Annotated in this window: 18 protein-coding genes and 2 pseudogenes; 2 read left to right on the top strand and 18 right to left on the bottom strand. The window is 28.9% G+C overall.

What is annotated here, in order from left to right:
* Nucleotides 1-4 precede the first annotated feature (4 nt).
* The 14 genes and pseudogenes from bpuSUM_RS05285 to bpuSUM_RS05350 form a co-directional block, all read right to left on the bottom strand.
* A complete protein-coding gene (locus bpuSUM_RS05285; RefSeq protein ID WP_247066726.1) occupies nt 5-550 on the bottom strand; it encodes a DUF764 family protein in 546 nt (181 codons plus the stop codon).
* A pseudogene (locus bpuSUM_RS05290) lies at nt 551-918 on the bottom strand (hypothetical protein). It abuts the gene before it with no gap.
* Entirely contained in the window at nt 909-1283 is a 375-nt protein-coding gene (locus tag bpuSUM_RS05295) for a DUF1506 family protein (protein WP_247066729.1), read from the bottom strand. Before bpuSUM_RS05295 ends, bpuSUM_RS05290 begins: the two are co-directional and overlap by 10 nt.
* A complete protein-coding gene (locus bpuSUM_RS05300) occupies nt 1283-1723 on the bottom strand; it encodes a DUF3890 domain-containing protein (protein ID WP_247066362.1) in 441 nt (146 codons plus the stop codon). Before bpuSUM_RS05300 ends, bpuSUM_RS05295 begins: the two co-directional genes overlap by 1 nt.
* Before the next feature lie 14 nt (nt 1724-1737).
* Entirely contained in the window at nt 1738-2715 is a 978-nt protein-coding gene (locus bpuSUM_RS05305) for a hypothetical protein (RefSeq protein ID WP_247066562.1), read from the bottom strand.
* A gap of 27 nt (nt 2716-2742) precedes the next feature.
* On the bottom strand, nt 2743-3318 hold the full coding sequence (locus bpuSUM_RS05310) for a DUF228 domain-containing protein (protein ID WP_247066564.1): 576 nt from the start codon (nt 3316-3318) through the stop codon (nt 2743-2745).
* 16 nt (nt 3319-3334) lie between these two features.
* Complete coding sequence (locus bpuSUM_RS05315) at nt 3335-3694, bottom strand: DUF228 domain-containing protein (protein WP_430644659.1); 360 nt, start codon at nt 3692-3694, stop codon at nt 3335-3337.
* The gene (locus tag bpuSUM_RS05320; RefSeq protein ID WP_247066733.1) at nt 3678-4121 is read right to left on the bottom strand and encodes a DUF228 domain-containing protein; all 444 of its coding nucleotides are present in this window, start codon (nt 4119-4121) and stop codon (nt 3678-3680) included. Before bpuSUM_RS05320 ends, bpuSUM_RS05315 begins: the two co-directional genes overlap by 17 nt.
* 5 nt (nt 4122-4126) lie before the next feature.
* Nucleotides 4127-4681, bottom strand: coding sequence for a DUF228 domain-containing protein (locus bpuSUM_RS05325; protein WP_247066735.1), 555 nt, complete (start codon nt 4679-4681; stop codon nt 4127-4129).
* Between the two features lie 12 nt (nt 4682-4693).
* Complete coding sequence (locus tag bpuSUM_RS05330) at nt 4694-5365, bottom strand: DUF1357 family protein (protein WP_247066737.1); 672 nt, start codon at nt 5363-5365, stop codon at nt 4694-4696.
* A gap of 14 nt (nt 5366-5379) precedes the next feature.
* Nucleotides 5380-6615 carry an anti-CBASS protein Acb1 family protein gene (locus tag bpuSUM_RS05335; RefSeq protein ID WP_247066738.1) on the bottom strand — a complete coding sequence of 412 codons (1236 nt, stop codon included), beginning with the start codon at nt 6613-6615 and terminating at the stop codon, nt 5380-5382.
* Nucleotides 6616-6726: 111 nt separating this feature from the next.
* Nucleotides 6727-7392 carry a Bdr family repetitive protein gene (gene bdr, locus bpuSUM_RS05340; RefSeq protein WP_247066740.1) on the bottom strand — a complete coding sequence of 222 codons (666 nt, stop codon included), beginning with the start codon at nt 7390-7392 and terminating at the stop codon, nt 6727-6729.
* A 41-nt stretch (nt 7393-7433) separates the two neighbouring features.
* Nucleotides 7434-8786, bottom strand: coding sequence for a PBSX family phage terminase large subunit (locus bpuSUM_RS05345; RefSeq protein ID WP_247066779.1), 1353 nt, complete (start codon nt 8784-8786; stop codon nt 7434-7436).
* 11 nt (nt 8787-8797) lie between these two features.
* Nucleotides 8798-9364 carry a DUF603 domain-containing protein gene (locus tag bpuSUM_RS05350; protein WP_247066742.1) on the bottom strand — a complete coding sequence of 189 codons (567 nt, stop codon included), beginning with the start codon at nt 9362-9364 and terminating at the stop codon, nt 8798-8800.
* A gap of 178 nt (nt 9365-9542) precedes the next feature.
* On the opposite strand from bpuSUM_RS05350, the gene bpuSUM_RS05355 reads away from it, so the two are divergent.
* Together bpuSUM_RS05355 and bpuSUM_RS05360 are read left to right on the top strand one after the other, a co-directional pair.
* Entirely contained in the window at nt 9543-10157 is a 615-nt protein-coding gene (locus tag bpuSUM_RS05355; RefSeq protein WP_247066743.1) for an Mlp family lipoprotein, read from the top strand.
* Nucleotides 10158-10678: 521 nt separating this feature from the next.
* Nucleotides 10679-11420: pseudogene (locus bpuSUM_RS05360) on the top strand (tyrosine-type recombinase/integrase).
* A 132-nt stretch (nt 11421-11552) separates the two neighbouring features.
* On the opposite strand, the gene bpuSUM_RS05365 reads toward bpuSUM_RS05360, so the two are convergent.
* The 4 genes from bpuSUM_RS05365 to bpuSUM_RS05380 all read right to left on the bottom strand — a co-directional run bounded on the left by bpuSUM_RS05365 (nt 11553) and on the right by bpuSUM_RS05380 (nt 13996).
* A complete protein-coding gene (locus tag bpuSUM_RS05365; protein WP_247066745.1) occupies nt 11553-11969 on the bottom strand; it encodes a DUF261 domain-containing protein in 417 nt (138 codons plus the stop codon).
* Between the two features lie 69 nt (nt 11970-12038).
* On the bottom strand, nt 12039-12410 hold the full coding sequence (locus bpuSUM_RS05370) for a single-stranded DNA-binding protein (RefSeq protein WP_247066747.1): 372 nt from the start codon (nt 12408-12410) through the stop codon (nt 12039-12041).
* A gap of 16 nt (nt 12411-12426) precedes the next feature.
* The gene (locus bpuSUM_RS05375; RefSeq protein ID WP_247066749.1) at nt 12427-12636 is read right to left on the bottom strand and encodes a hypothetical protein; all 210 of its coding nucleotides are present in this window, start codon (nt 12634-12636) and stop codon (nt 12427-12429) included.
* A 10-nt stretch (nt 12637-12646) separates the two neighbouring features.
* On the bottom strand, nt 12647-13996 hold the full coding sequence (locus bpuSUM_RS05380) for a DUF244 domain-containing protein (RefSeq protein ID WP_247066751.1): 1350 nt from the start codon (nt 13994-13996) through the stop codon (nt 12647-12649).
* Nucleotides 13997-14176 lie beyond the last annotated feature (180 nt).

The following is a 14176-nucleotide window of genomic DNA, read 5'->3' on the forward strand; positions in this document are numbered from 1 at the left end:
AGTATTACTCCTTCCTTTCAAATATTTGGATTCCAGCTTTAAAACTAGCTGATGAGCTATAAGCAGTGTTACTACATTTTGTTCCCAAAGTAATGAGACCTGTATTTTGCATATTAGATGTTGGACGTATATAGATATTGAGATGTTTTATGTAGTCAGGTTCATGAGCGTCCTTAACTGTGTATTTATTTACTCTGTTATGTAAAAATTCTTTAAGTAAACTATATAAAGTCAACATTCTATTGTAAGCATCATAGTCATTTGAATTTATTACAAGAGAGATAATAAATATTTGGAAGTTAATATTAAACTCACAAATATTATCATAAAAAGTACCATAATGAGAGTTGTGAGCAAGTAAGCCATCTTCAGATGTAAATTTAAATGCAATAATATTAGGTTCTCTCGTAGTTATATTAGAGAGTAGATATGGATGATTATATGTATTAATAACCTTACATATGTTTTCACTTTTAGCATGAGCATATTCTTTAAAGTCATTTAGTATTTTAATTATATGCATAAGTATAACCTCTAACCCAATAAGCACTCAATTCACCTTATAACTAATCTCATTTAGCATTCGTGAAGTATCAACAAGAGTAATTTCTGGATTACCACTACCTTTTTTAGTTTTTGCTTAATTGTATTTGGACTAAGTTCAGGCTTGATTTTATTTGACAATACATAATTTTGATAATAAGTTATAAATGCTTCTCCAATGGCACTCATTCCAGATCTAGGATCACGTTTAAATTCATTTTTTATATAATCATTACTGATATATTCTCTAAACTCACAACTAGCAGCAACTTCACTTAAATGTTTACGTACTGGTAAATTATTAGCGCCAATCTCATGCATGCGTGCAACATTAGCTCTGCCCCCAAACCAACCAACCTCTAACTCTATTTCCATACAATATCCTTTAAAATTAGTGTTTGGTAACCAATAGAAGAGTCAATACTTACTATTTCGTAATAATTATCACCTATAGAAATTCTATCTTGAAGATTGAAGATAATCTCATCACTTGTATAAAGTTTAGAGAGTCCTTGTAAATCAAATAAATTTGAGTCATAAATCATCCTTAATTCTTGGGGACTTATATCTATAATAATGCCTGTAAATTCTAAGTAGTCTTCTTTATTAAATACCCTCTGATAAGAATTATCATCAAGTGTAATAGTTTCAAATTTATATAAACGTAAAGGAGCAGGGGCTTTGTATGTAAATATCATACGTTGTGACATTTGTGATAACTTATCTCTAAGATTATTCATTACACAACTCCTATACAGGAAGGAGAAGTAGTATCTCTTTTAACTTTATCTAGATACGCATCAAATCGTAAACAGAAGTTTTTATTACAACTGTCAGATTGACTAGTATCAGATATAGGGTGATAGTCAATTTCAAGTTCATTGAATTTTTCTCTCTTTATTCTCTCAAATTCAAGTTCACGGACAATCCCCTTTTTCCTCAGTTCACATCCAATATGATAGTAAGTAAGCAAGAAGATATCATTATAAGTAAGCTTCTCTGACTGGATTCCATTAGCTAATAATATTGACTCTAAGAGATTAATTTGCATCATAAAGCTTTGAATAGAAAATTCTTCTATGCTTATTCCCAAAAGGGAAATAATATTAGAGTGAAGCCTGCTTATAAATAATTCTTCTTCTTGTCTCTCTATCTCTTGTTGAGCTGTTCTCTGTTGCATTACCAGGTTAACCTTTAAGATTGTTTAATATCAACTCGTAAAATTGTTTTCTCTGTTGCTAAGAGTCCACCAAGTACAAAATCAAGATATGAATGTGCAATATCAGTTGAATCTCTATCCACTTGCTCATTTGGCATTGGTAGCATATATTTACTTGGTTTGAACTTAATTAGTTCAGCATTTAATGGATAAATGAGTATTTGATTTTGAAGTAAATTACTTGTTTCAATATATACTTCTCTTCTATTATTAACAGCTTTTATTGTCTTAATAAGGAAGTCCTCCCAAGAATCATTAGAAGAATAAACATTAGATGATGAAGAAGAATTTGTTATTGCATATGGTTTAACTAACTTTAAACTTGTTACTGGATCAACTAATACCATCATAGGAGTTGAGAATTCATCTCCTAGCTCTAATTTTGCAAGACCCTTTTCGATACTTTCAAATATTTTATCCATTTTTTCTTTGTCGCTGCTACTTACCTCTTCTTTTACTTGATCTGGCATATTTAAGAGCCCATACATATTAGGTAACATTCGTTTTTGATTCTTTCCATCTTTTTGGATTGACACAGTACCTGTTAATACAAAATGATTTATCAGTTTTATTATTTCATTTGTTGCAAGTTTATATGCCTCCCCAAATGGAAGTAAATTATTATTTACATCTCCAGCATAATCATTATCTTTATAAAATTTTTCAGAAGTTTGTTTTAAGTGTCTAAATTTATATTGTAACTTTAAATAATTAAGTCTCACTGACTCTGAACGAAATCCAATGGTTGCAATAGTATTAACTTCATTTACTAATGTTGTAGGATTAGCATTAAGAAATGCATCCCATTTAATTGTTTTTAAATATCCCATCTTTAAATCAACATCTTCAATTTGTTCTTTTGAAAACCAGTTATAAAATACTGGTAATTTAATTTCTGAGAAAATATTCGCTATTTCTTTTGCATAATAATTTTGATCATATAATTCTGACATCTTTAACCTCCTTTAACTAATTTAAGTTTATCTAGATTTATTACCGTAAATAGCTACATTAACTATGCAAATTTTGTTTGTAGTACCATCAAGTGAAATTGCATCTGATAAAGCATAGGCATTAATTTTGCCATTACTTGAGCTATCTTTTTCAAGCTCACCATTTGTATCAAATTTAACTTTATCTTTTCTTTTTATACCACTATTTTGTTTGGCTACTAAATACCCTTGAAAATTATTTGTAATAGGTATTACTGTTGCTATGCCAGTAAACTCATCTATATCACTGCATATTCCATATAGATCATTCTCACCACCAACCTCAACATGTGGTTCATAGTGTGGATTGTTATTAGAAGTACTTGGATTTTCTACAACTAGTTTTACTCCTCTTTTGTATGGATAACCTTTGACAGGATAATTTTCTAATTTGTCTTTACTACTAGTTACAGTCCCACCTTGGTTGGCAAAGTGTAAATTTTTATCCCTAAAATCAACTTTATTACTAAAAACCCCTGCATCACTAATAGGATTTTTCATTAACTTTTTAATACTATTAGCTTTCTCTTCATATTGTTGTACTAACTGAGTTACATTTGACATATGTAAATCTTCTCCTTTAACCAATGGCTTTATTTCCATAAAGAGCTATTTTAACTAAATTTAATGTATACTCATCATTGCTTTTCTTACTCTCATCATTAGTAAGTTGTATTGTAAATTTATTTGATAATGCTATAGCATTAATTTTGACTGATGAGGTATTAGATGATTTAACAGCTTCTCCATTAGAATTAAAATCTAATTTATCACCTATCTTAAAACTATCAGAGCTTTGGGCAATTACATATCCAGTAAAATTATTCGTAATAGGAAGTATAGTTGCTACATTAGTATAAGGATCAATATCAACACATATTCCATACATGTTATTCCCATCACTAACTTCAACTTGAACTTCGTCATTTTTTTTTAGTATCTGTCTCTACTTTTAGCTTTACTGCACGCTTATATGGAAATCCTAAAGCTGGGTATTCTTCTAATTTATCTGTACTACTTGAGAGAGATTGTGAAATTGCATCTACTCTTATGTTTTTATCTTGAAAAGTAGTTGGTGCTTTAAACACAGCAGCTTGAGTATCAAAACTCTTAAAGTATTTCCTTAATTTTAAGATAATCTCTTTAAGTGACTTACCTTCAGTAGTTTCTTCTAATATTGGGGTGCTTCTTTTACTTCGTCTTTTTGATCTTGTAGAATCCTCTTGTAATTGGGATTCTTGTAATAGATTCTTAAAAAGCTCTTGATCTTCTGTATCACTTAAATCAATATCACCCATTTGAAAATCAGTTTGAGTATCATGATCACTTCTAAGTTCATCTTTTGATGGGTTTGCTTTGCTAGTCACTATTCTTAACTACCTCTGTTTCCACATATACTTACTAATGCTATGTATAAGTTAGTATTAACTTGAAATGCCTTTGATAAGGCTATTCCATTAACACCACCTGAACTGCTGTTATTTTCAACTTCACCATCTGTATTAATTTTAATTTTATTTCCAGGATTAATTGAACTTTGACTGCTCTGTTTTACTACTAAATATCCCGTAAAATTATTTGTTATTGGCAGTACAGTTGCTATACCAGTAAAGTCATCAATATCTATGCATATACCATATAAATCAGTACCACCCCCAGCTTCTACACAAGGTTCAGTATTATCACTTGCCTCATAAGATAACTTAACACCACGTTTGTATGGATATCCTTTAACAGGATAATTCTCTAACTTATCTACTTTTGAAGTGATACTTCCACCAGAATTAGCAAAGGTTAAATTCTTATCTCTAAAATCAACATTATTACTAAAAAGACCAGGATCCCTATTTGGATTTTTCATTAGGTCTTGTATTTCTTTTACCTTTTTATCATATTCTTCTTTAAGTTTTGTTATAGTCTCTGACATGCATATATCTCCTTAAGCTGTTTTTTTCTCTTTAAGGTTATAAAACTCATGTATTCTATCTTTATAAGCATTTGCAACAGAAATATTAAATTCATCAAAGTTAACTGGTGAGAACCCTGAATCTAATAATGATATTCTATTCTCTATTTTAGAGATAATATCACCACGCTTAGAATCAATATTACTTGCAGCACGTTTTCTCATACTTATATTTACTTTTGCTAAAGATACAAGTTGTTCTAATATCTCTCCATCTAAATGTTCAAAATTATCTAGCTTGGAAATAGCTTTTATTTGTTCTTTAGGAACAAATTTTCTCACTAACTCTCTTCTTTGTGCTTGCATTATTTCTTTCAGTGAATAACCTTTAGAAAGAAGAGTATCTTTATCAAAATGCTTGCTTAAATGTGCTTTTGCTAATTGATCAATTTCATTTATCTTTTCAGCTTCTAAGAGTAACTGTTTCTCTACTCGCTCTCTATCTTCCGCATTTGCAAGTTCACGTGCAATTCGGTCATTTATACTTAATTTATTAACCCTTTCATCTTCTCGAGTTACCTTTTCTTTAAGCTGCATATACTCTTCAAACTCTTCTTGACTTATACGTTTAAACTTATCAGAAGAGCTATTATCATTAGTCTGTATTACTACTTCTTCTGTATTTACATCTGAATCTTTTTCCATGAAAACTCCTTAACCTAAATTGAAAATAATTTTTCTTTTAGCTTTGATATCTCATCTTTGCTTAAAACACTTTTATTTATAAGTTCACTATATTTACCGAAAAATTCTATTAATTTGAGATCTCTATCTACTCTCTCTTCTTCACTAAGCATAACAAGAGAATTAAATTTCATCTCTAAATCAAAATACCTAGATAGTTTAATATTGACAGCAATCTCTACTGCTTCTTGTATTCCTTTAAGAAAATCATAATAATTGGATCTATCTCCCTTCCCATCATTTCCCAAACCTTTAGTCTGTTCATTAAAACTTCGAGTTAGTGGCTCTTTTGTATCTGCTCCTATCTTAGCTTTTACTAATGCCAATGCCTCTTTTAAATAAGACAAATCATACTTAATTACCTCTAATGATGCATCTGTTGTTGAAGTGTAAAATATTCCTTCATTATTTAAACTTGACTTTAATCTCTCTATTTCTCTTGAGAGACTATCATTAATACTCTTAAGATCAGATATGCTGTTATTATCCTGTCTTTGTCTTTGAAATAGACCTGCAAATAATCCATTATTACTATTATTTCTATGTGTTAAGCTGTTTAATGATGCAGTTGCATTTGATAGTGCATCTTGAAGTCCAACTAATGCTTCATCTTTATAAAAAAGAAAATTATGTGTCTCTATTCTCTTATCTATCTGTGTATAAATTTTCTCAAGTAGATAAATATTAAGTAAAAAACTTTCACTATAACATGGTATGTAACGTTTTAAGATATAATCATAATTATCAAAAATTATTACCCTACTCTTATGTATCTTAACTAAAGAGTAAGAAGTATTTCCTTCTTTTACTGTGTAAGTAATATACTGGTCATAAATGCCCAAATCTTTAACTAAATTGAAATCTAGATATTTAAATCCAATGGGCAATTCAGAATTTACTTCTTCTTCTAATTCTGTCAGTTCATCACGAGTTAGAACTAAAATATATCCTGCACCATTAAATCTATAACTAATTATAAGATTTAAAAGAGCATCTTTAAGCTCTCTTTTAAGTCTTGCTATCTCAGATTCACTAATATTATCTAAACTTGCAAGATGAATACCATTCTTCAGTGCATCCTCAGCAGGATTCTCTATATAGTTCCTAAAAACAAGCGAATATTTATATAATTCCAAAGGACAGATCTTATTTGATCGTTTCTTTATTTCATCAAAATAATACAAATTTGTTCCTTTAATTTCAGTTTGCATATAGATTGTAGCAAAAATAATAGTTTTTGTCAAAATAAAAGAAACAAATACAGATACAATAATATATAGATATTTTATTGTATCTGTACTAATTGGGGGGGGAAATAAAAATTATTTCAATAATAATGCTAATAAAATACCTAAAGTAAGAGTTATGATAGTACCAAACATCCAATTATGGAGTTTAGATGTGTTTTTAAATTCTAATGTAGATTTCTCTATCTTATTATCAAGTTCATTGAATTTAGTATCTATCTTATTATCAAGTTCATTGAATTTAGTATCTATCTTATTATCAAGGTCCTTAATATCAGATTTTAATTCACTTCTGACTGTATCTATCTTGTTATCAAGTTCATTGAATTTAGTATCTATCTTATTATTAAGATTATTCTCAACTGCATCTATTTTATTGTCAAGGTCTCTAATATCAGATTTTAAAGTTGTCTCAACCCTTTGAATCTCAGATTGTAAGAGAGCTTCAACTTTTTCAAGCTTAAGGTTAAAGTTACTCTCAACGGTGTCTATTTTTTTATCGAGTTCATTAAATTTAGTATCTATTTTGGTATTAAGCTCATCCTTAACACTACTAATCCCATCTTCTAAGTGTTTCAATTTTATATCAAAGTTTTCTTTTAAGAATTCAATGTCTTTATAAGTCAGCTCATTACGATAATACCTATAAGACAGGTCAATAGCAATATCTCTCTTAATACCGGCTTTAGTAAGTTCAGCTATAACCATTTGCTGAGTAATAACTCGTTGAGCAAGTCCCATAAAAACACTCCTTATGTAATTATTATATAATATTTTAACGGTTATAGGAACCTTATTTTAGTAAAATGAGCTTTAAGAGTACGCATACTTAGAGTCAATAACATATATGATGCTGATAGGCTATCTAATGAATCATCATCACTCTTCCCATCTCCTTTGTACTTATAAATATCAGATATAGCTGACTTACTTGAATAATCCATAATACTAAGTTTAGATGTTGCAAATGGCTCTATTAATGTAGCAATTCTAGTAAATTTATTACTTATAGGTTTAATTGGAGCAATTTTAAAATTATGACTCATACCCACCCTAAGTTTAAGAAATATTTTAGTCACATTCCCATGCCCAGAAACGTTATCCCTATCTTCAACATATAGTTTGTGTACATTAAGATTTGTAAGTATAGTTTTAATTGTATTTAACATCTTAGGATCACCTACTGGTAACTTTTCTTGAAAAATAAACGCATAATAACTTTGATCTACTCGCTCCAAAACACAAAGGGCTGTATTATCTCCTCCTATACTATATGCAGGATCTAAATATGCTATTGGGGATATAAATTCATGCTTACTTGTAAGATTAACATTAGTAAATATCGCATCACAGGACGAGACCCATTCTCCAAGTAGAACCCTTGCTTTATATGTTGGAATGTCCTTGTAAATCTCTTCTTGGGTTTTAATAAAATCCCGAGAAATTAATTCATTATCATATGTTGTAAAGTTATATGTAGAGTAAATTTTTGTATTATCAATATAATCAAGCTTAAAGAAATGTTCAGGACTATCTGGATTGGTATCAAATATAATTGCCTGCATTCCTACTCTAAGCCTTTTTAAACATTCTATTAATGTTTCTTTATGCAGTGTAGTTGCTTCATTAACGTAAATAAGCGCTGAATTAGAGCCTCTAAACCGCTCAAAATCACTTGCCCTATCACCACCATACAAATTAACTCTTAGTGAGTCTATTTCAAAATATGATGTATTAGAAAATTTTGGCCTAAAGGGTATTTTAAGCATACTAGCAATATCTTCTAACTCACTCATAACATTAATCTCTAATGATTTTTGGGAATTTCCTATTATAAAATTATTAGTATTTCTTTTATACACATTCCTATTTGTAAGCAGTATTTTTAAGAATAGATAACATGCTAGAAATGTTTTACCGCTAGCAATCCCACCTGAGAGGATAATTTTACTTTGATTATTCTTCTCGATATTACGTACTACTTTAAGTTGTTTTTTAGTTAAATATTTACTTTCAAACCCTTTAAAATCAACCTCCAATGCTTTAGGCTTAATAAAATCCATTATATCAATACCAAAATCACGCTTGTACTCTCGCTGCATTTCTTTAAATATAGGCAGCTTATATATATCCATTACCATATCCTTTAAATTTGTAATTTAGAGCGCACATCTGTATCAGTAGCTTTAAGCTTTAGCATTGTCTTGTAACATAGTGACATCTTCTTAAGTTCTCTCTCCCTTTTAAGCTCATCGAGTTTAAGTTTTAACTCTTCAAGCTCACGACTCTCTTCTTCTGAATGTGCAACTTTTTTACTTAAAGTCTTCTTATAAAGATTGTTAATTTGAGACTCGAGTTCTTCTATTTTGTAATTATGAGTTTTAAGTTCTAACTCTAAATAACGACTAAATGAATTTATAAATTCTAGTCCCAACATACTTTTAGCCATACTAAACTGACTTTTAAGATCACGCGCCTGGGCTGTACTTTGTGATGCATGAAATAATATATTATTTAAAGTATCTTCACAAATAGTAAGCTTAGCAGTACCATTAATATACTCAGGGTCATCCTTAATCTCTTCCCATTTGCGTCTCATCTTTCCTACATTAACACGACTAACTCCAAGCTCTTTTGCTATCCTTGCGTCATTAAGCTTCCCTTCTCTAAAATACACAACATAATCATCTAATGATTTCTTTATCCTGCTCATACCTTTTAATATAAGTTAACTAATAGGTTAACAAAAATATATTTAACATAAAATTTATAACAAAACAATAAATTTTACAAAAACAATTAATACTTACAAGTACATGTACATTAAAGATCTGTAAATAAACATATAATACTATATTCAGTTATAATAAATTGAAAAGGAGAATTTTAATATGAAAAAATTTTTGACTTTAGTATTTACAAATATATTCTTTATGTACTCTTGCAATGGACCTAAGACTGATGCTAGTTTGCATGGTACAAAACTTCATGAAAGAAATGAACATGAAAGAAATGAACATGAAAGAAATGAAGCTGATCAAATTAAAATCACTAATGATCAAATGTACAACTTATTAAAGAGAATAACCAAGGATACCCATAAAGACGTTCACTATACTGTAAGAAACAAATTAATAGAATTTTTTACTTGGATTGAAAGTAATCCACAAAAACAAAAAGAAATTATAAATGCTATTGCTCCTATTTATGACTTTTTAGATAAAAAAAGACAAAAATTAGCCAGTCATATGACTTTTGAAGAATATATAATAGACGGAGCCTCTCGTCTTGCATATGATAACTATAACAACCAATATGGCCCCCACATTGATGATGACTCATATAACAATTATAACAATTATGTGAGTAAGCTTTTTAACGAAATTGGTGCTCCAATATTGAATTTATCTAAAACCAATGAAGAAACATTTGAAAAGGTAAAAAAATTATTGAGCGAAGGACGAACAGATAAATATCCACATGAATTGTTAAAAGGATGGGACTAAAATTAAACAAATAAAAAGTAATAATTTAAGTGATAAAGATAAAAACACATCCAAAAATTAAAAAAGATATTTAATAAAGATTTAAATAAAATATCATCATCAATGATCAAAATAAATCAATAAAAACTCTTATAAAATTTGATAGGGGAAATAAGTTATAAATTAAACTCGTTATAAAAATGGTAAGAGTAACTATAAAAGTAAACTTTAAGTTAACAGAGATAGAGAATTTAAATTTTGTACTAAGTAATCCATCATTGCAAAGTTGAAAGGTACTAAAGCGACAGATAAAGTAAACAGAAAGTAAAATTATAAGTATTTGTTAATAACAATGGAAATAAAACTAGTTATATTCCCTAAATTCTCAAAAAAATATCCTTTATATTTATTACAAATATGTATAAGAGCATATTTTCTATACAATGTAGACCTTTAAAAATTGACTCTACGTGTAAGTATTTGCTAATATTTTTTACACAAGTTTAGTAATTTTTATAATATTTAGTTAACTTTAAAATTACATGATAGTGAATGATTTACTTAAAGAAAAAATAAAAAATTTAATTAAAGAAAATGAACTCTTAAGAGAAGAACTGTTGTTAATTACCAATCCTTCTAAAAAGCAAATTATTACTAAACCCAAAACTAGATTTTATCTTAATGACAAGACAATTAGACTCGTAAAACGCTCTATAGAGAGACTTAAAAGTCTAGACCCCATTTCAGGATGGTTTGTACACTTACTCTCAGTTACTGGTTGTAGGGGTGTTGAGGTACAAAATATAAAACTTGACCAGATATCAAAAGAAAAAGGTAGTAATAATGAACTACTCTATAGCCTGCGTGTTAATGTTGCAAAAAAGAGAAGAGGTGTTTGCATAAGAGAAGTTGTAATTAATAAAGATGAATTTGACGCTATTATGAGGGCCCATAAAACTTATTTCGAAAAAAAGGGGTATGGATGCAAGACGTACATATCTATTTCAAAAAAGTAAGATTAGATTTCGTGATAATAAAATTAATATAAAAAAGATTACCGAAAAATTTAAAGAATTACTCATTAAGGGAGGATTTAAAGAAAGAAAATCTCTTCATTTATGTAGAAATATATTCATAGCTACTCTAAAATCACGTGGTTATAATGCATTCCAAATAAAAGAACTTATGAAATATTCATCTACTTCTGAGATTGATAATGTTTATGGTCTCTCAAGTGCAAGTAAAATACAGGCTTACAAAGATATCAAAACTAGCTTGAAATAAATTTTGCTAAATATCTATTTTTTTACAAAATATTATGTATAATAAATACAGCTTATTTATAAAATTTTTATATTAACCTTTTACCATTAAAAAAAAGAGACCGGAGAGTCTCTTTTTTTTATAAATAGAGATTTATATTTTTCTAAACACACGTTTAGACGTAACATTATACTCCCTTCCTCGCTCTTTAAGAGAGAGTGAATCATAAAGTACAGAAGACAAATTAGTTGCTATAAAATGATATCCTGGTGTATTTTTAATTTTAACTTCACTTATCTCAAATTCTCCATCTAAACATCTGTAAGCAGGGCCCTCCCACCTCACACTTGCACTGATATCAAACCGTCTCAGTACAGCGCATGGATTTAGAATATAACAATTACTTCTCATACACCCTGACTTAACAAAGTTATGATAATTCCTATTTATATCAAGAACACTAAACTGCAACTTTTTAAAAACTGATACGTAATAATGAAGAGATAAAAAGTAACATCCCCACTGACGTACTTCTGAGACTAAATTTGGATTATTTTGCGTTATTCTCATATATAATCTCACTTACAATCTTTATTTTTTAAACCACCACCCCTACTTCCCTTAACTTAAATATAGATATTAAAAAGGAATATCTTCATAAAACTCATCTTCAAGCTTATTCTCATTAATATCTTGTGTTTTAATTGATGAGTTTAAGACGCAAATATCATTTACCAAAATACTGTATTTACTCTTACCCTCACCTGTACGCTTATCATTCCAACTTGAATAAGATAGGGCTCCACTAAGTACAACTTGAACCCCTCGTTTAAGTAAAGCAGCAAGACTCTCAGCTCTAGCTCCAAAAATCACACAGTCAAAAAATTGAGCCTGTCTTTTAACACAGTTATTCTTCTTTACACCTCTATTATTAGCTAGTGTAAATTTTAATATAGGAAAACTATTACTAGTATAAATAACCTCACAGTTTCTTGTTAAACGACCAGACATACTTAATGAGTTAATATCAAACACCAGGACTCTCCTCATCATGAAGCCTACTTAAAAGTTCCATACGTCTTAAATCACAATCAAGTCTCTCAAGATTTTCTAAAAATTCTCGTCTTGCATAATAAGCTTGAATGAGATTCTTTATACTTCTCACACCAAACTTACATAAAAATCTTAAAATCTTGTAAGTAATTACTAAAAATAAAGCTATAAACATAAATCTCATAAAGGTACCCTTAAACAGCTTTTAAAATAGGTGTAGACCATTCATTTGAATTACTACTAAAAGTAAAGTCTATAACACAGCTTAAAAACTTAAACCTATCCTTAATAGCTCTCTTACTCATATCTAAAGAGAACCTATTCCCATCAAAGTTATAATTTATATGTTCATTTAAAGAAAATTTACGATAAAGATCATCTATTTGAAATTTAAGTTTATCTTTAATAGGTTTGGTTACCCTAGCCAACTCTAACGCCTGAGCCTTTTTAGTCTCCTCTTCTACTTTGTCAATTTCAGATTGCAATGCATTAATCTCATCTAAACGTCTACTTAAATCCAAAATTTCGTCTTCATCAATCTCAAGTTGACTTGATTTTACAAATTCTAAAAATTCAAGCTTGAAATCTACATCACATAGCTCTTCATATAAAAAATTATTTTTCAAAAAATCCCTGATAATATCACTAAGCTCATCTAAATCAATATTTTTAATATCAATATCACTACTTGATTTTAAAGACTGGGCAATACTACTAACTTCTCCCTCTAATCTTGAAACTTCAGTCATTATATAACTAATAAAATCATCATTCTTATCAATTACACAGTTTATTGCTTCTCCACCTATGATAAAAAATAAATTTCCCTTATCTAAACCTGTACAGAGTAGCTGCATTTGTACTTGAACATAATACTTGAAGAAATATTTATCTTCTAAAAAATTACCATTCTTGTTGTATTCAATAGCTGCACTTTTTAAGTAAAAATTATCACTAATTTTGATCTCAAGTAACTCGGCTTCTCCCGAGTTATTTACAAACCATCCATCAATTGTTGAACCAACTAATGTCTCACAGCCCTCAACTTTTTTAAAGTAATTATATTTGTCAACACCATTTGCATATTTGTTTTTATGTAACACCTCAATATTATCCACGTTCATACGAACAAATTCATCAAATCCTAAAGATTCTAATATCTTTCCCTTTCTCATGCTCAAATTATCTTCAAATGGTATTTCTCTTCCTATAGCTTTAAGTACTCGCTCTAGCATTAATTTCTCTAAAGAATCAGCTCCCATAAACATGCTTCCAACTTCACTAGCTCCCATACGCTTTAACGATTCTCTTTGCACACTAAAGTCAACCTTACTATTAAACTTGAAATACTCATTCTTACCAATTTTTGGTAACTTACGTCCTACCTTATTTATTTTACTTAACTGTTTTTGTTTACCTTTAAGATTTTCTTGACTTTGATATGCAAATGATTCAAAACCCTTAAATACCATTTGTCCGTACAAATCAAATTGTTGCATCTCTTCCTTTGATCTTTGTTCATTTATTTTTGTTACATTTACCATATTTAAACTCCTATAATGTATTTATAACAAAATAATATAACAAAAAATTGTTTTTGTCAAAATTTTTGATATATTTTTTTGTTAAATTATATAAAAATATATTTTTATTATAAATAGGTTTACTTTTTACCCGGTATTGCGTTACTATGATTAACAGTAATACATTATAGGAGTTTAATA

This window comes from Borrelia puertoricensis, from assembly GCF_023035875.1.
Lineage (GTDB): Bacteria > Spirochaetota > Spirochaetia > Borreliales > Borreliaceae > Borrelia > Borrelia puertoricensis.